The sequence below is a fragment of the Rhodomicrobium sp. Az07 genome (genome assembly GCF_018619475.1).
Lineage (GTDB): Bacteria > Pseudomonadota > Alphaproteobacteria > Rhizobiales > Rhodomicrobiaceae > Rhodomicrobium.
Genome location: NZ_JAHFZG010000001.1, coordinates 304,871 through 320,845 on the forward strand (window position 1 = coordinate 304,871; position 15,975 = coordinate 320,845).

Here is a 15,975-nt window from a genome sequence, read left to right on the forward strand (position 1 = left end):
GGACCACTAGGATGTCGCCTCGACCGACCAGGCGGCGGACGACACCAGCGGCGACTGCTCCAGCGCCGCGACAACGGCATCGAGTTCCGCGCTCTCCGCATCCGTAGGCAGCAGGATGGCGTCGAGTTCGACGAGACCGCTCGCCTCCGGGCGCGCCTCCACCTCGCGAACCGGGTAGCTCGCCTTGGCCAGCACGGATGCGATCAATTCGCGGACGTCGGACACGTTTTTTGCCTCGCACACCACATGCAGCGCATATTCCGCCTCCGTCGCCTCGGCGGTGATGGGGCGGCGATTGACCCAGTTCACGAGCGGCCGGAGCAGCGTGTTTCCCGCGAGGACAAACAGCGTGAGCGTGCCCGCTTCGATGAGAAGCCCCGCCCCCGCAAGTGCGCCCACCGCCGCCGAACACCACAGCGTCGCCGCCGTGTTCAGGCCGCGAATGTTGGTTCCGTCCTTCAGGATCACGCCCGCGCCGAGGAAGCCGATACCGGAGACGATATAGGACACGATGCGCGTCACACCTTCCGGCCCCATCACGCGGAAACCGAGATCGGCGAACGCCGCCGCGCCGACAGCCACCAGCGCCACCGTGCGTAGCCCCGCCGAGCGCTGCCGCCATTGGCGTTCAAGCCCGATCAGCGTCGCAAGCACGAACGAGGTCGCATAGGCCGCGAACGTGTGCATATAGGCATTATCTGCGAGCAAGATGGCCCCCTTTGCCGCCGAGAGCCAGCTTAGCCGCAGAACGTTTCGGTTTTAAAAAGACGGACGCGTGTTGCCGATAAGGCGCGTCGAATGGAACGGCAACCTCTACGCGCCGCTCCCGTTCCGCGCAGCCCGCTCAGATGCGCGGCTGGGCGATGTGAAGGTCGAGATCGTGCTCGCGCTCGGGCGCAACGCGTACCTGAAACAACTGGCTGCCGTCCTCGCGCCCCTGCCGGTCGACAACCTCGGTGTTCTCATACAGCCAATGGATGAAGGCGCCGTCGGCCTCGCCCACCACCACGTCGCGCGTGCGCAGATGCGCTTGAAGTCGTGTGCGGATCGCCGCCGCAAGTTCGGGAACGCCGTCGCCCGCCCGCGCGGAGACGAGAACGGATGGATGCGCCGCGTTCGTGGCGCGCTTGCCGAGCGCCGCGCGCTCATCCTCCGAAAGAAGGTCGGCCTTGTTCCAGACCTCGATGACGCGCTGGCCTTGCGCCGCCGCGTCGATGCCGATCTCGGAGAGCACGCGCTCAACCTCGATCTTCTGCGCCTCAGACGAGGGGCTTGCGACGTCGCGAACGTGCAGGATCAGGTCGGCTTCGAGAATTTCCTCAAGCGTGGCGTGGAACGCGACAATGAGTTGCGTCGGCAGATCCGAGATGAAGCCGACCGTATCGGACAGGATAAAAGCGCCGCCATCCGCGAAGGTCACGCGGCGCAGCGTCGGATCGAGCGTCGCGAACAGCATGTCCTTCGCCAGCACGCCCGCACCGGAAAGCGCGTTGAACAGCGTCGATTTTCCGGCGTTCGTATAACCGACAAGCGAAACGATCTGCTGATCCGTCTCCTTGCGCCGCTTGCGATGCAGCCGCCGCGTGCGCTCCGATACGGCGAGTTCGTTTTTGATGACGTCGATACGCTCGCCGATGGCGCGCCGGTCCGCCTCAATCTGCGTCTCGCCGGGGCCGCCGAGAAAGCCGAAGCCGCCGCGCTGGCGCTCAAGGTGGGTCCACGAGCGGACGAGGCGGCTTTTCTGATAAGTCAGGCGCGCAAGCTCAACCTGAAGGCGCCCTTCCCTGGAGCGCGCGCGCTCGGCGAAGATTTCGAGGATCAGCCCGGTGCGGTCGAGCACCTTGGCGTTCCACGCCTTTTCGAGGTTGCGCTGCTGGATGGGCGTCAGCGGATGATCGACAATCGCCACGCTCACGCCTTCGGCCGCGACGATCGCGCCGATTTCCTCAACCTTGCCCGTACCGAGCAGCGCCGCAGGCTTGATCTGCGCGAGCGGCACCGTGCCCGAAAAGGCGACGTCGAGACCGATGGCGGTGGCGAGACCCACGGCCTCTTCCAGCCGCTCCTCGCTCGAAAGCGCAAGAGCGGACGCGCCTGGCGATCCGCTCTGGCCCTTCAGCACCGGTACGATCACGAGCGCGCGCGTCGCGCCATTGTCGCCTGCCGTCTTTTCGCCATCGTCGGCGCCTGCGCGCTGCGCGGCCCGTTCACTGCGGTCGAGCGTTTTCAAGGTCTGCTATCGATCCTGTACCTGATCTCCGTCCAAAAACGAAATGGGGCCGCCGGGCATGATTGTCGAGATGGCGTGCTTGTAGACGAGCTGCGAATGGCCGTCGCGGCGCAGCAGCACGCAGAAATTGTCGAACCATGTGACAATGCCTTGCAGCTTGACGCCGTTCACGAGGAAAATCGTAAGCGGGGTCTTGTTCTTGCGCACGTGATTGAGAAAGGCGTCCTGAAGGTTCTGTTGTTTCTCTGGAGGCATGACCTGTCCATTATTTTCTCGCGGCACTGATGGCCGCTTGCCCAAATACCCGCTATTTGCCTCTGTTAGCTCAGTTGTTGCTGGCGCAACCCTTCCGATGGCACCGCGATGCCGGCACCGCCACCTCCGATAGTCTGACGCTCTAAGTTAAAAGCTGGTGTGGCGAGGAGACTTCAGCCACGCCATGATATGCCGATCTCAAGCCGATCGCTATCTCGCCCGGCTTCCCGTTGCCGATCGCGGCCCCGTCTATTTTCACGACTGGCATCACGATCCCGGATGCGGAGGTCTGGAAGGCTTCCTTCGCCGATTTGGCTTCCTCCACCGTGAAAGGCCGCTCTTCATAGCGAAGACCGCGCGCGCGTGCGGTTTCCATCGCAACCTCTCTCGTGATGCCTCGGAGAATACCAGACTCGGCGGGGCGCGTCACGAGCTTGCCATCGCCGGTCACGATCCACGCATTGCAGGACGCGCCCTCGGTGACGTAGCCCTTTTCGTCGACCAGCCACGCCTCATAAGCGCCCGCTTCGCGCGCCGCCTGCCTCGCAAGCGACTGCGCGAGAAGGCCGGTCGTCTTGATGTCGACGCGCTTCCAGCGGATGTCCGGCAGAGTGATCACGGCAACCCCGACGGCCGCTTTCGCATCGCTCGCCTTGCGTGAGAGGGAACGCGCAAGGCACACCACGCCCGGCGCGTCGCCGGGCCTCGGAAAGGCGAAGTCTCGCCGCGCCACGCCGCGCGTAACCTGAAGGTACACGATGCCGTTCTTCACACGGTTGCGGCGAACGGTTTCGCGGAGGATCACACCGAGCGAGCGGAGGCTCATCGGCTCATCGATGCGCAGCTCCGACAGCGACCGACCGAGCCGCGCCATGTGGCGGCGCTCGTCGACGAGATTACCGTTCAGCACCTCGCACACTTCGTAAACGCCGTCCGCGAACTGGAATCCGCGGTCTTCCACATGCACGCTCGCTTGCGCGTAAGGAACATATTCGCCGTTGACGTACACAACCCGCGTCATGGTCTGCCTTTCTTGCGCGAAGGTCCGATCGGCTCCGCCACGGTCGCACCTCGCCAGATTTCCTGATCGCGCCGTCGTGTCAGGAACCAGCGCGCACTTTTCTCCGAAAGCGCCTTGCCGCGCAACCCTGATCGCGGACAAAGGAGCATGCAAATTTACTGCCAAGTTGTATCGAGGCTGTGAAGGGACAAGATGTTGCCGTCGCTCGATGCGTCGCAAAAAGATCGCTCGAACGCTGCTCGCCTTTAGTGACGGACCTCGCCGCTTCTTTCGTTGGAATTGACGCCGAGAGCGCGCAGCTTCCGGTGCAGCGCCGAGCGCTCCATGCCCACGAATTCCGCCGTGCGCGAGATGTTGCCGCCGAAGCGATTGATCTGCGCCATGAGATATTCGCGTTCGAAGATTTCGCGCGCGTCCCGCAGCGGCAACGACATGAGGTGTTCACCGCCCGATCCGTTCGACGACAAGGGGACGTTCGCGCCGATGTCGTCGGGGAGCATGTCGGCGGTGATGACCGCATCCGGCTCGCCGGTTGACATGATCATGACGCGTTCGACAATGTTGCGAAGCTGACGCACATTGCCCTGCCATTCGTGGCTTTGCAGCACGGCCATGGCGTCGTCGCCGATGACGCGCGGCGGAAGGCCGGACGAGGCGGCGATCTGCTTCACGAAATGGTCCACGAGTTCCGGGATGTCTTCGCGCCGTTCGACAAGGGCCGAAACCTTCAGCGGCACCACGTTGAGGCGGTGGAAGAGATCCTGCCGGAAGCGCCCGGCCGCCATCTCGCGCTCAAGGTCGCGGCTGGTCGATGACACGAGGCGCACATCGACCGACACTTTCGGGCCGCCGCCGATGCGCTGAAATTTCTGCTCGACGAGCACGCGCAGAAGCTTGCCCTGCGTCTCGACGGGCATGTCGGCTACTTCGTCGATATAGAGCGTGCCGTTGTGGGCCTCTTCGAGCGCGCCGACCTTGCGCACGGTCGACCCGGTTTCCTCGACGCCGAAGAACTCCATTTCCACGCGGTCGGCGGCCATGGAAGCGGCGTTCACGGCGACGAAAGGACCGTTCGAGCGGTTCGAGGTGGCGTGCAGGTAACGCGCGGCGAGTTCCTTGCCGGAGCCCTGCGGCCCGGTGATCATCACGCGGCTGTTCGTCGGCGCGACCTTCTGGATGGCCTGCCGCAAATGGTTCATGGCGGCGGATTTGCCGATCAGGTCGGAGCTGTAATAGCTCTTTTCCTTCAGTTCGCGATTCTCGCGGCGAAGCTTCGACGCTTCGAGCGCGCGGGCCGTGACGAGCACGAGGCGATCCGCCTTGAACGGCTTCTCGATATATTCGTAAGCGCCGCGCTTGATGGCGGTAACGGCCGTTTCGATGTTGCCGTGTCCCGAAATGATCACCACCGGAAGCTCGGGATGGTTCTTCTTCACCCGCGCCAGCACTTCGAGCCCGTCGAGCTTCGACCCTTGCAGCCATATGTCGAGGATGACCAGCGAAGGGCGGCGTTCCTCGATGGAGCGCAACGCTTCGTCGCTGTCCTTGGCAAGCCTCGTCTTGTGGCCCTCGTCTTCAAGGATGCCAGACACGAGTTCCCGGATATCGGCTTCGTCGTCCACGATCAGAATGTCTGACGCCATGGCTTGCTCCCTCTTTCCCCTCAGCTTGCCGGATGGCTGTTGGCGAGCATCAGCTCCGCCTTGCCGTTCGGTTTCGCCTCGTCCTTTTCGGTTCGTTCCGCGCCGTGCGACACGGGGATCGTCATGCTGATCCGCGCGCCGTGGTCGCAGTCTTCAGTTACCGGAGCATCGACGAGTTCCAGCACGCCGCCATGCTGCTCCGTAATTCTCTGCACGATGGCGAGACCGAGGCCCGTGCCCTTCTGCCGTGTCGTCACATAGGGCTCGACAAGCCTGTGACGGTTTTCCTTGGGCAGCCCCACACCTGTATCGACCACCTCGATGACGAAGCGGTGATCGATAAGCCTGAGCTTCGTCGTCACGCGCCCTTTCCCGCTTGCGGGATTGGCAGCGCGATGCGCGTCCACAGCCTCGCTCGCGTTCTTCACCAGATTTGTGACAGCCTGGGTAAGAAGCCGCCTGTCGCACAGCGCGATGAGCTTATCCTTGGGCATGTCGAGCTTGTATTCGATGTCGGATCGGCTCATCTGGAACAGAATCACCGCTTCGCGCACGACTTCGCGAATATCCTGCTCCTCGAAGACTGCCTGAGGCATGCGTGCGAACGACGAAAACTCATCCACCATGCGGCCGATGTCGCCCACGTGGCGGATGATGGTTTCCGTGCATTTGTCGAAGATTTCGCGATCGTGTGTGATCGACGCGCCATATTTGCGGCGGATGCGCTCGGCGGAAAGCTGGATCGGCGTCAGCGGATTCTTGATCTCGTGCGCGATGCGGCGAGCGACGTCGGCCCATGCGGAGGTTCGTTGCGCAACGGTCAGTTCGGTCACATCGTCGAAGGTGAGGACAACGCCGAAATCGGCCTGATCGTCCTTTTCGCGCGTGACCTGGACGGCGAAATTCCGTTCGCCCGTCTCGCGCACGATGGTGATCTGGCCATGAACCGGCTTCGTCCGAGACTGGCGGCGACCCTTTTCGATGACCTCGCCGAACTCGGGCACAGCTTCGACGAGAGGCTTCCCGATCACGCCGTCATCCTCGGACAGGCCCAGAAGTTCGAGACCGGAGCGGTTGATCAGCTTGATGCAACCCGCGGGATCGACGCCGATCACGCCCGCCGTCACGCCCGAAAGCACCGCCTCAATGAAGCGGCGGCGCTCGTCCAGCTCGGAATTCGCGTTCATGATGTCGTCGCGCTGCGTCTTCAGATCGACCGTCATCTGCTTGAAGGTCTGGCCGAGCCGGCCGATGTCGTCGCGCGCGAACCCGTCCTCGAACCGGACGTTCAGATTGCCCTGGCTCACCTCCTGTGCCGCGCCGATGAGTTTCCTGATCGGCATGACGAGACGGTTCGCGAAGACGAGGCCCGTCCAGATCGCCGAGGCGAGCAACGTGAGCGCGAGAAGCACGTACATCAGCGCGAACACGAACTGATATTGGCCGCGCGAATATTCGAGCCGCTGAAACTGGATAATGTTTTGCTGCGTGCGCTGGAGAAGGCGGAACACGTTCGGGTTCACCGGGCGTAAGGCATAGATGAACGCGTCGTCGAAGCCGTTCAGCTTCTTGATCGCCGCAACGCCGTTCGCCAGATCCCACGAAAGCGGCACGATGCGGCCTTCCGCTGCCCGCGCGATGTCGGCGGGCGGCGGAGCCTTGTAGCGCGGGCCATCGGTCGACGATGCCGCGAGCAACCGTCCGCGCGAGTCTATGATGAAGGCTGCCGGAAGCGCGCGAAGGGAGACCGCCGACGAAAAAAGCCGTTCGAAAGCCGCCTTGTTGTCCGTGAAGAGCGACGCCCCGATCTCGACCTCGCGAGCCACGTCCACGAGGTCGGAGCGGATCACCTGCCCGCTTTCCTGAACATAGGACTGCGCGACCTCCACCGTATTGCCGACGATGCTTTTGACGCGCGTGGAAAAGAAGGTGTCGAAGGTGCGGTCTATGGAGACGGTCGCGAAGACAGCGAGCAGCACCGCGGGAAACAGCGCAACGAAGCTGAACACGGCCGCGATGCGGAAATGAAGACCTGCGCCCGCCTGCCGCTTTCGCGCCTTCAGAAGCTGGACGATCTGATAGCCGATAATGCCGATGATGAAGGCGACGAAGGCGGCATTGATCCCGAGCGTCGTCAGCACCACATCGCTTGTCGGATAGATCGTGGTAAGGCCGTTGAGGATGAGGAACGTCGCAACCGACGACGTGATGGCCGCGACCACGACGCCGAGCGAAAGCCAGAAGCGCAATGCCTTGCCGAAAAGCCGGGCATTTGCCACGCTTGCGAGCAGCACTCGCGCCCGCGAAAATTCTGCACTCGAAAGCTTCGGAATGCCTGCCGCCACGTGCTTTTGCCGCCCCTGTTGCTGTCTCGCATCGGTGCAGTCCGAGTTTGGGGAAATTGTGGCATATGCATCACATTTTGATGTGACCTGGTGTGGCCTGTGGGTTTCGCAGTTGGAAACCGGTTCTCCCCTTGCGGGCGACGACGCGCCCTCTCACTTCACGGTCAAATGGGCTGAAAGGAAAGAGAAAGGCTGACATCGTGGCGTTGGACAAGGGCGTCCTGACAGGTTTCGCGCTGTTCGCGTCGATGACGGACGCGCAAGTGAGCCTGCTCGCCTCGCGCGCCACCGCGAGACGCGTCGCTGAGGGATCGGCAGTCTTCGAGCAGGGCGAACCTGCCACGTCTTTCTATTTCCTGCTCGACGGCCGCCTGAAGGTGCGGCAGATCACGACGGACGGCCAGCAGGTCATCGTCCGAATCGTCAATCCTGGCGATCTCCTCGGCTTCGCCTGCGCTCTTTCCCGCCCGGATTACCCCGGCACGGCAACGGCCGTCGTCGACAGCGTTGTCGCGGCGTGGCCCTCCACCAACTGGAATGCGTTCGTCGAGGCGAACCCGCATCTCGCGATGAGCGCGATCCGCACCATCGGCCAGCGTCTCGATGAGGCTCACACGCGCATCCGCGAGATGTCGACGCAGGAGGTGGAACGGCGCGTGGCGCACACCGTGCTGCGGCTCGTCGATCAGGCGGGCAAGGCCGAGGCGGGCGGCACGCGCGTGGATTTTCCGATAAGTCGGCGCGACATCGCCGAGATGACCGGCACGACGCTGCACACGGTTTCGCGCATCCTGAGTGCGTGGGAGGCGCAAGGGCTTGTCGAAGGCGGGCGCCGGAAGCTCGTGGTGCGCGACGCGGCAAAGCTCGCGAAACTCGCCGAAGCGCCGCGCGACTAGTGGAGCGAATTTGACATTTGAGTCCCGGTTGCCGAAAGCTCTCGCTCAAATGTCAAATTCAGAAGCTCCACTAGAAACAAGGGGTTGCTAGTGGTCCCTTGATTCCGGCATTTGCTTGCGAGGGTGCTGCAAACGGATGCAAATGTCGGAATCGGACCACTAGTGGAGCGCAAACGCATCTGAAGTTGCGCCGCGACAAACAGGCACGCGTCGCCGGTCGCTAAGGTGGGGCGAACAAAGGATTGCGCCCATGAACGCCACAGCAGCCTCATCCCGCCAGCCCGGAGCCGCCACCCGACGCGGCGGCATACCGCGCGGCCTCGCCCGCACCGGCCCCGTTCTCTTCTCCTACGGCTTCCGGCCCTTCTTCCTCGGCGCTGGCGTTTGGGCTTTCACATCAATGGCGCTCTGGATCGCCGCGCTTGCCGGACATCTCTCCATCGGCGGCAGCTATGGCGCAACGTACTGGCACGGACACGAGTTGCTGTTCGGCTTCTCCACCGCCGCGCTCGCGGGGTTCCTCCTGACGGCGGTGCCCAATTGGACCGGTCGGCTGCCGGTCTCCGGCTGGCCGCTCGCGGGCCTGTTCGCGATCTGGTGCGCGGGGCGCGCCGCCATGCTCGCGCCGGACGTCCTCGGCCTCACCGCCTCCGCCGCCATCGACGCGCTGTTTCTGCCTGCCCTCGCCTTTATCGTGGCGCGCGAACTCATCGCCGGGAAAAAATGGGGCGATCTGAAGATCCTCGCCGCCGTGCTTTTCCTGACGGGCGCGAATGTGTGGTTCCATGCGGCGGTGATCACGGGCGGCGACGAGACGATCCCGGCGCGGCTCGGCGTCTCGGCTTTCACCGTCATGGTCATGCTGATCGGCGGGCGGATCGTTCCGAGCTTCACGCATAACTGGCTCAATCGCGCGGGAAAGAAGCCGCTGCCGGTGCCGTTCGGCCGCTACGATATCGCCGCCATCGCGGTCGGCGCCGTCGCGCTCGGCTTCTACACCGCCGCGCCGTCGAATCCGTTGACCGCGATCCCGGCGACGCTCGCCTGCGCCATGCAGATCTATCGCCTCTATCGCTGGCGCGGCTGGCTCGTGGCGAGCGACCCGCTGCTTCTCATCCTGCATCTCGCCTATGCATTCGTGCCGTTGGCGTTCGCCGCCATCGCCGCCGCAGCGCTCGACCTCATGGCCACGTGGTCGGTGCTGCATATCCTCACCGTCGGCGTCATCTCCACCATGATCGTGGCCGTGATGACGCGGGCGAGCCTCGCGCATACGGGCCGGGCGCTCGCGGCCTCGCGCATTACGCAGGCGAGCTACGCCGCGCTTGTGCTGGCGGCTCTGTCGCGGCCGCTCGCCGGGTTGCTTCCCGAACATGCGCTATTTTTCTATTCGGCGTCGGGCGTGCTCTGGCTCGCGGCGTTCGGCCTGTTTCTGATCCAGTATGCGCCGATCCTTGTCGGCGAGCGGCGTTAGCCTCGCAGTGTGAAGGCCGAGGCGCGCTATTCCTTCCGCGTATCGACCCTATCCGCGTCGATGGTATAGCCCGTCTCGGCGAGACCCGTGAATTGCGAGGCAACCGAAATCCGCCCCGTCACCCATACGGGATCGAACGATCCGGCCACGTCGAACCCGTTCTCCACCTTCACATAAATGATCTGGTTCGGCGGCGGCGGCGGGACGTGGATGCAAGCGCCGATGAAGGGCACCAGCAGAAACTCCTTCACGTTCGTCGCGTCGAAATCGAGCGGGACGGCATAGCCGCCGATCTTCACGCGCTTGCCGTCCAGCTCTTTCACCACGGGAACCGGCGCGCCCGCCCCTGGCTGATTGCGCCGCTCGGAGAGCCAGGGTCGTTCCTCGTCGTCAGGTTGCGGCGCGAGTGGCGGCGGCTCGCTGCCGCCGAGCGCGGGCGATGGCGTCGCGCCCGAAAGGAAGCTCTTCGACCGCAAATTCGCAGCGGCGCCAGCGGGCGGAACGAGCCTGCTCCACCCGATTTCCATCGGCGGGGCGTCCTCGAAGGGCGCGAAGCCCGTCGTAAACAGAAGGGCAGCAAAGGCCGCCGCCAATCTCTTCATGCGTTCGTCTCCGTCAGGTGCGGACCGTCATCCCGTCGGCGAGCGAGAGGCGATAGGCGCGAAGCGCCGGCAACAGCCCCGCAAAAAAGCCCGCCGCCACGATACCGCCGAGGATCTTCAGTTGATCCACGCTCGGCGCATCGACCGCGATGTGAAGGCCGTAAGTGCGGTCAATATAGGGCTGAAGCCCGATTAACGCGCCGTAAAGCAGCAGCGTTCCCACAAGAACCCCCAGAAGAGTGAGCACGCCCGCTTCGACGACGAGCAGCGAAAGGATCGTGGAAGGCCGCGCCCCGACGGAACGCAGGATCGCCATTTCGCGGCGGCGTTCGTTGAGCGTCGTGAGGATCATCGTCACCATGCCGAGCAGCGCCGTGATCACGACCATGCCGGAAACGGCGGAGAGCGCGGTTTCAGCGGTGCCGACGAGGCCCCAAAGTTCCTGAAGTGTCGCGCCGGGCAGGATCGCGGACAGCGGCTCCTGCCGGTAATTGTTGATCTCGCGCTGGACGCGGAAGGCGGCAAGCCGCGACTTCAGCCCCACGAAAGCCGCCGTGATCGCCTTGGGCGTCAGATCCATCCGGCGCACGTCGTCGGCGGAAACGGCCTTCGTCGGGTCGCGCGCGCCGCTCTGCCAGTCGACGTGGATCGCCTCGATGGCTTCGAGGCTCACATGCACCGTGCGGTCGACGGGCGTGCCGGTCTTGGCGAGGATGCCCGACACGCGGAACGGCTTGTCGTCATGCTCAAGGAACGAGACCGCGCCCGCGCCATGGGCGACGACGATCCTGTCGCCCAGCCTGTATCCGAGTTGTGCGGCGACGTCGGCGCCGATCACCGCGTCGAACAGATCGCTGAAGGGCGCGCCCGCAGAAAAGGCGAGCGGTTGGCCGCGCCGGTAATGATAATGCGTGAAATACTCGGGCACCGTCCCCATCACGCGAAAGCCGCGATGGCTGTCGCCGAGCGAAATCGGAACGATCCACGCGATGTCCGGGTGCTGCTTGATGTCCTGATAGGTCTTCCAGGTGATGTTGTTGGTCGCGTTGCCGATGCGAAAGACGGAATAAAGCAGCAGGTTCAGATTGCCCGACCGGGCGCCGACGATGAGGTCGGTGCCGGAGATCGTGTTCGCAAAACTCTGGCGCGCGCCGGTGCGCACCTTCTCGACGCCGAGCAGAAGCATGACGCTGAGGGCGATGGACAGAATTGTAAGGCACGCCGTCAGCCAGCGATTGGCGAGCGATTGCAGCGCGAGGCGAACGATAATCATGAGCGGCCCCCGCGCGAGGCTTGCGCGATTTCGGCGAGGTCGGCGACGCGTGAGAAGCGGCCGGCGAGGCTCTCGTCGTGGCTCACCATGACAAGGGCCGCGCCCGCCGCGTCCACCTCGGCGAACAGGAGATCGAGGAAGGCTTGCTGGCGGTTGCGGTCGAGCGACGATGTCGGCTCGTCGGCGATGACGATTTCGGGCGAGCCGATCAGCGCGCGCGCAGCCGCCACGCGCTGCTGCTGGCCGACGCTTAGGATCGCGGCAGCGCCGCTTTCGATCAAGGAAGACTCGATGCCGAGATTGGCGAGGAGCCGTGACGCTTCCGCGCGACCGCCGCCACGTGCGTCGGCCCGCTTCTTGCGGGACGGCGAGAAGCTCAACGGCAGCAACACATTGTCAATCACCGACGCGTAAGGCAGGAGGTTGAACATCTGGAAGATGATCCCGTAATGCTCGGCGCGGAAGCGGTCGCGGGCCGCGCCGTCGAGGCGCGCGATGTCGGTGCCGAGCACCTCGATCTTGCCCGCGTCGGGCTTCGCGATCCCGGCGAGCAGGCTCAGGAACGTAGACTTGCCGCTACCGGACGGGCCGATCAGCAGGAGCCGCTCGCCTTGCCCGAGCGAAAAGCCGTCGATGGCGAGCGTGAAGGGATTGCGGCCGGGCCATGTGAACCGGACGCCGCCCATACGAACGATGTCCGCGCCACCTTCGTGGCGGCGCGGCTTGTCTTCTGTCGAAGGTAACGGATCGGAAGCGATCACATCACACCCTTGAGTTCGAGCTTCGGCTTGTCCTTCTTGACCTCGTAGCTCGATTGACCTTTCGGCGCGATGACGGAGACATCAAGCTCCTGCGCATTGGGGAACGCCTTGAAGTAGCCGAAGGTCAGGTTCGTGATCTTGTCCGGCGCGGCGCACTCGAACGCATACTCGACATGGAATTCCGAATGGTGATGTTCGCCTTCCTCGTGGTCGTGGTCGTCCTTCTGGTCCTTGGCCTTGGCGGCGTGCTCTTCCTTGCCTTTGCCTTCGGCTTCATCCTCATGTTCGGCTTCGAGCGCGACCTTCACGCTCGTCTGCTTGCAGCCTGCCGCCGAATCAGGGGTGAAAAGTTCGAGCCCCTTTTCGAGCGTCGCCTTCGCCTTTTCGAGCTTGGTCTTGTCTTCAGCCGTGGCGGCCTCATGCTCGAAGCCGACGATATCCGCGCCTGGCGCTTCGAGTTCGATCGCCAGAACATTCTTTTCGACAGCAATATTGAGCTTGCCGTGCCCATGCACATGCGCGCCAAGTTGACGGTGCTCATCTGCCTGAGACGCAGAGGCAGCGCAGGCCGACAGGAGCGCGGCCAGAGGGATCGTTCGCAGCATTTTCATTGGAAATTCTCGCGAAAGTTTTGCCGAATAGCATCGGGCTGGACTCGCGGTGTAGCCCCGCAGCCAACCTTGGGTGTTACGTTATAGTATTACATTTGTGGCGCGATCATGGATCAACAACGCATGCGGAGGAGTTGCATAACCTCAAAAAGCCGGAATCGAGTGTTCATCCACAGGCACTCGCATTTGAAAGCAAGACCATGATAAAGCGTCGCTTTTCCTTCTCCGGCCTGATCCTGTGCGCGCTTGCCGCCCAGACGGCGCCTGGCCTCGCGCATCCGCATGTGTGGGTCACGATGCACACCGACGTGCAACTCGGCCAGAACGGCGAGGCGGTCGGCTTACGGCACAAATGGACCTTCGACCAGTTCTACACGTCCTTCGCGGTCGAGGGCATGGATACGAACGGTGACGGCGTCTACAGCGAGGAGGAGTTGAGGCCGCTGGGACAGACGAATATCGAAGCGCTGAAGGAATTCGAATATTTCACTTACGCTTTCGTCGGCAAGACGAGGCTCGCGCTGAAGGAGCCGACATCCGATTACCGGCTCGAATACAAGGACGACCTGCTGACGCTCTATTTCACCATTCCGCTGGAAAAGCCTGTTCCGAAGGACGAGTTGAAGGACTTCAGCTTTTCGATCTACGATCCCGGGATCTATGTGTCGCTGACCTTCGCAAAGGAGGAGCCGGTAAGGCTTGCGGCGGCGAACGGTGGCACGCCGCCGCGCTGTGCGCCGCATGTGGGCGACCGCGCTGTGGGACAAGAGCAGACGCTCTCGCAGCTTGGCGAAGACATCGACCCGGCGAGCAATATCGGCGCGCAGTTCGCCGAGCGCGTCACTTTCATCTGCACTCGCTGAGAAGCACAGCCTATGGCGTCACGCGCCCTTGGCCGCCTTCTCGGCGAGCGCCGCGACGACCGTGAAGTCCAGTTCGCGATCCGGCGACAGTTCCGCGAGCTTGTCGAGGCAGGCTTGCGCGGCTAGGGTTTCGCCACGCCGCAAATGGATGAAAGCCAGCGCCTTCAGCGAATAGAGCGCGAAGCGATCCGGCGCGCCGCTAGAAACCGCCTCTCGCTGCCATGCGCCGAAGTCGTCGCTCCAGCCCGCCTGCCGCGCGGCCTCCTTCAAGCCCGCGTTCGCCAGCGCCAGCGCGTCTTCGAAAAGGCCGCGATAGGCATAGATCCTGTAGAGGCACGAGTAGACCGGCAAGCAGGCGGGATCGAGCGCGAGCGCTTCCTGAAAAAGCGCCTCGGCGGCCTTCGGGTCTTTCCGGTAGGCGAGAACGCCACGTTGCAGCAGCGCGTTCGTTGCGTGGGGAATATCGCCGAAGCTCACAAGGTCTTCACGCGCGATGGACAGGATCTTGGCGTCGGACATGGGCGTTGGGCTCCTGCTTGTCGTTTCCGGTCGCAGCAAGGGGCGTGCCACAAGCGAACGTCCCATTTTCCGGGGCTTGGCGCGCAGGAGTGGAAAGAAACCTGCCAAATTGTCGCACTGGCAACCGCAAAATGTCTCAAAGCCTGCGCGGGCCGGGCGAGGCGGCTTGCGGCTCCTGCCAGGGAATGTCCCGGTCGCCCGCGCGAAGGTTGTCATGCCACTTCACCACGGGCCTCGGAGCGCTCGCCGGGAGAGACTGGTCCATCGACGGGATTTTCGCCTCGCGAACCGACCGCTGAAGCTCCGGGTTCCGGCGCTTCTGTTCATCAAGCCAGGCTTGCGCGGTTTGCGCCCCGCTCTTGAGCTTTGCAAGAAGCAGCGTCATGGTCGCGCGCGCATCCTCACACACGGCCGGGTTGCGCTGACAGAAGCCCTTGACGTCCGCTGCCGTCTGCTCGACCGAAGAAATATGCCGTCCGGCATCGCCTCCGACGCCCGGCAGCAGCAGGCAGACAAGCGCCAGCCAGAAAACAAGGCGCAAGACAAAAAACATGATCGGTCACCCGCGATGCTCTTCCAAGTGAGACCATCGTAAAGTCTCGCCTACGAAAGAACGCGAAAGCGCAGATCCTGTAGTTTAATAAAAATTTATCGATTTGTATTTGCTTGCGATTGACGCCGTGTCGTTAACGTCTCGCAAATCGTTCATTCTTAGTTTCGATGGGCCTTCCGCTCACAAACAATCTTTCTTCAAATTGGTTTTTGTGCAATTATCGTGGCCATGATCAGGTTTCGAGCACGTCTGGCCCTTTTCGCCATGATGGCGATATTCCTTGCGACAGCGAGCAACGCGCTGTTCATGCAGGAGCGCGGGCGCCTGTTCGATACAAACGGGTTGCCCAGTACGTCCGTTTCGGTGACGCAATTCCCGCATGACAAGACGTCGCCGTTGGCTCCGGCCGCCTCTGGCGGAAGCGTTCAGCAGGTTTCGCTCCCCGTCGTGAAGGGTCCGCGCACGCATGTCGCGCTTTATCGCGAGCTTCTGCAACGGGGGTATTCAGAGCAGTTGCGGCAGGGCGATAACGGGCTTCGGCTCGCAGTGCTGGCTTACCAGTTCGACAACGCCATGCCACTGACCGGCGAACCGACCGACGAGCTTTTGAAGCGCGTGCTGTTCGATCCGAATCACGGCCCGCACGGCGCGTTCGCCGACCGCGCGGAGCTGAACGCGAGGCTCGTCATCGAGACGCAAAAGGCGCTGCTCGGCCTCGGCTTTTTCCGGGGAACGTTCTCTGGCCGTCTCGATGTCTGGACGTCGAACGCCATCAAGGATTTCGAACGCCATCGCGGCATTCCGGTGACGGGCCGCCTGACCGACGAGACGCTTCTCGAACTCATCGCCTTTTCGGGTCAGCCGATGCTACCGGCGGCGGGTTGATCTCGTCGGCTCGCCTTCCCGTTGCGTTGTGTTTTTCCTCCTGC

The 15,975-nt window shown here is 63.3% G+C and carries 16 protein-coding genes; 4 read left to right on the forward strand and 12 right to left on the reverse strand.

Annotated elements, in window-relative coordinates; genetic code table 11:
- Window positions 1–6: 6 nt before the first annotated feature.
- From KKP04_RS01345 to KKP04_RS01370, 6 genes are all read right to left on the reverse strand, one after another.
- Window positions 7–687: an MgtC/SapB family protein gene (locus KKP04_RS01345; RefSeq protein WP_215025645.1), complete on the reverse strand. Its 681-nt coding sequence runs from the start codon at window positions 685–687 to the stop codon at window positions 7–9.
- A gap of 157 nt (window positions 688–844) precedes the next feature.
- Window positions 845–2,230, reverse strand: coding sequence for a GTPase HflX (hflX, locus tag KKP04_RS01350; RefSeq protein WP_215025463.1), 1,386 nt, complete (start codon window positions 2,228–2,230; stop codon window positions 845–847).
- Between the two features lie 6 nt (window positions 2,231–2,236).
- A complete protein-coding gene (hfq, locus tag KKP04_RS01355) occupies window positions 2,237–2,485 on the reverse strand; it encodes an RNA chaperone Hfq (protein WP_013418983.1) in 249 nt (82 codons plus the stop codon).
- Between the two features lie 142 nt (window positions 2,486–2,627).
- Window positions 2,628–3,506 carry a D-amino-acid transaminase gene (locus tag KKP04_RS01360; RefSeq protein ID WP_215025465.1) on the reverse strand — a complete coding sequence of 293 codons (879 nt, stop codon included), beginning with the start codon at window positions 3,504–3,506 and terminating at the stop codon, window positions 2,628–2,630.
- A gap of 245 nt (window positions 3,507–3,751) precedes the next feature.
- On the reverse strand, window positions 3,752–5,149 hold the full coding sequence (locus KKP04_RS01365; protein WP_215025468.1) for a sigma-54 dependent transcriptional regulator: 1,398 nt from the start codon (window positions 5,147–5,149) through the stop codon (window positions 3,752–3,754).
- Window positions 5,150–5,169: 20 nt separating this feature from the next.
- The gene (locus KKP04_RS01370) at window positions 5,170–7,494 is read right to left on the reverse strand and encodes a PAS domain-containing sensor histidine kinase (protein WP_215025471.1); all 2,325 of its coding nucleotides are present in this window, start codon (window positions 7,492–7,494) and stop codon (window positions 5,170–5,172) included.
- A 200-nt stretch (window positions 7,495–7,694) separates the two neighbouring features.
- On the opposite strand from KKP04_RS01370, the gene KKP04_RS01375 reads away from it, so the two are divergent.
- Both KKP04_RS01375 and KKP04_RS01380 read left to right on the forward strand, forming a co-directional pair.
- Entirely contained in the window at window positions 7,695–8,390 is a 696-nt protein-coding gene (locus KKP04_RS01375; protein WP_215025473.1) for a Crp/Fnr family transcriptional regulator, read from the forward strand.
- Window positions 8,391–8,640: 250 nt separating this feature from the next.
- The gene (locus KKP04_RS01380) at window positions 8,641–9,864 is read left to right on the forward strand and encodes an NnrS family protein (protein ID WP_215025476.1); all 1,224 of its coding nucleotides are present in this window, start codon (window positions 8,641–8,643) and stop codon (window positions 9,862–9,864) included.
- A gap of 26 nt (window positions 9,865–9,890) precedes the next feature.
- On the opposite strand, the gene KKP04_RS01385 is transcribed toward KKP04_RS01380, so the two are convergent.
- From KKP04_RS01385 to KKP04_RS01400, 4 genes are read right to left on the reverse strand one after another with little or no spacing between them, the layout of a single operon-like run.
- Entirely contained in the window at window positions 9,891–10,466 is a 576-nt protein-coding gene (locus tag KKP04_RS01385) for a DUF3299 domain-containing protein (protein WP_215025478.1), read from the reverse strand.
- Between the two features lie 13 nt (window positions 10,467–10,479).
- Window positions 10,480–11,739, reverse strand: a complete 1,260-nt coding sequence (locus KKP04_RS01390) for an ABC transporter permease (RefSeq protein ID WP_215025480.1) — start codon at window positions 11,737–11,739, stop codon at window positions 10,480–10,482.
- On the reverse strand, window positions 11,736–12,500 hold the full coding sequence (locus KKP04_RS01395; RefSeq protein ID WP_215025483.1) for an ABC transporter ATP-binding protein: 765 nt from the start codon (window positions 12,498–12,500) through the stop codon (window positions 11,736–11,738). Before KKP04_RS01395 ends, KKP04_RS01390 begins: the two co-directional genes overlap by 4 nt.
- Entirely contained in the window at window positions 12,497–13,111 is a 615-nt protein-coding gene (locus KKP04_RS01400; protein ID WP_215025486.1) for a DUF2796 domain-containing protein, read from the reverse strand. Before KKP04_RS01400 ends, KKP04_RS01395 begins: the two co-directional genes overlap by 4 nt.
- A gap of 200 nt (window positions 13,112–13,311) precedes the next feature.
- On the opposite strand from KKP04_RS01400, the gene KKP04_RS01405 reads away from it, so the two are divergent.
- On the forward strand, window positions 13,312–13,974 hold the full coding sequence (locus KKP04_RS01405) for a DUF1007 family protein (RefSeq protein WP_215025489.1): 663 nt from the start codon (window positions 13,312–13,314) through the stop codon (window positions 13,972–13,974).
- Window positions 13,975–13,992: 18 nt separating this feature from the next.
- Here the strand turns inward: KKP04_RS01405 and KKP04_RS01410 are convergent, their stop codons facing one another.
- Complete coding sequence (locus KKP04_RS01410; RefSeq protein WP_215025492.1) at window positions 13,993–14,493, reverse strand: hypothetical protein; 501 nt, start codon at window positions 14,491–14,493, stop codon at window positions 13,993–13,995.
- Between the two features lie 136 nt (window positions 14,494–14,629).
- On the reverse strand, window positions 14,630–15,046 hold the full coding sequence (locus KKP04_RS01415) for a DUF5330 domain-containing protein (protein WP_215025495.1): 417 nt from the start codon (window positions 15,044–15,046) through the stop codon (window positions 14,630–14,632).
- A 228-nt stretch (window positions 15,047–15,274) separates the two neighbouring features.
- Here KKP04_RS01415 and KKP04_RS01420 point away from each other — a divergent pair, with 228 nt between their 5' ends.
- Entirely contained in the window at window positions 15,275–15,931 is a 657-nt protein-coding gene (locus tag KKP04_RS01420) for a peptidoglycan-binding domain-containing protein (protein WP_215025498.1), read from the forward strand.
- Window positions 15,932–15,975 lie beyond the last annotated feature (44 nt).

Bases quoted from the DNA above. Each gene is read 5' to 3' on its own strand.
- KKP04_RS01405 (WP_215025489.1), top strand. From the start codon at position 13,312: ATGATAAAGCGTCGCTTTTCCTTCTCCGGCCTGATCCTGTGCGCGCTT.
- hfq (WP_013418983.1), bottom strand. From the start codon at position 2,485: ATGCCTCCAGAGAAACAACAGAACCTTCAGGACGCCTTTCTCAATCAC.
- KKP04_RS01400 (WP_215025486.1), bottom strand. From the start codon at position 13,111: ATGAAAATGCTGCGAACGATCCCTCTGGCCGCGCTCCTGTCGGCCTGC.
- KKP04_RS01345 (WP_215025645.1), bottom strand. From the start codon at position 687: ATGCACACGTTCGCGGCCTATGCGACCTCGTTCGTGCTTGCGACGCTG.
- KKP04_RS01420 (WP_215025498.1), top strand. From the start codon at position 15,275: ATGATCAGGTTTCGAGCACGTCTGGCCCTTTTCGCCATGATGGCGATA.
- KKP04_RS01415 (WP_215025495.1), bottom strand. From the start codon at position 15,046: ATGTTTTTTGTCTTGCGCCTTGTTTTCTGGCTGGCGCTTGTCTGCCTG.
- KKP04_RS01380 (WP_215025476.1), top strand. From the start codon at position 8,641: ATGAACGCCACAGCAGCCTCATCCCGCCAGCCCGGAGCCGCCACCCGA.
- KKP04_RS01410 (WP_215025492.1), bottom strand. From the start codon at position 14,493: ATGTCCGACGCCAAGATCCTGTCCATCGCGCGTGAAGACCTTGTGAGC.
- KKP04_RS01390 (WP_215025480.1), bottom strand. From the start codon at position 11,739: ATGATTATCGTTCGCCTCGCGCTGCAATCGCTCGCCAATCGCTGGCTG.
- KKP04_RS01360 (WP_215025465.1), bottom strand. From the start codon at position 3,506: ATGACGCGGGTTGTGTACGTCAACGGCGAATATGTTCCTTACGCGCAA.
- KKP04_RS01365 (WP_215025468.1), bottom strand. From the start codon at position 5,149: ATGGCGTCAGACATTCTGATCGTGGACGACGAAGCCGATATCCGGGAA.
- KKP04_RS01385 (WP_215025478.1), bottom strand. From the start codon at position 10,466: ATGAAGAGATTGGCGGCGGCCTTTGCTGCCCTTCTGTTTACGACGGGC.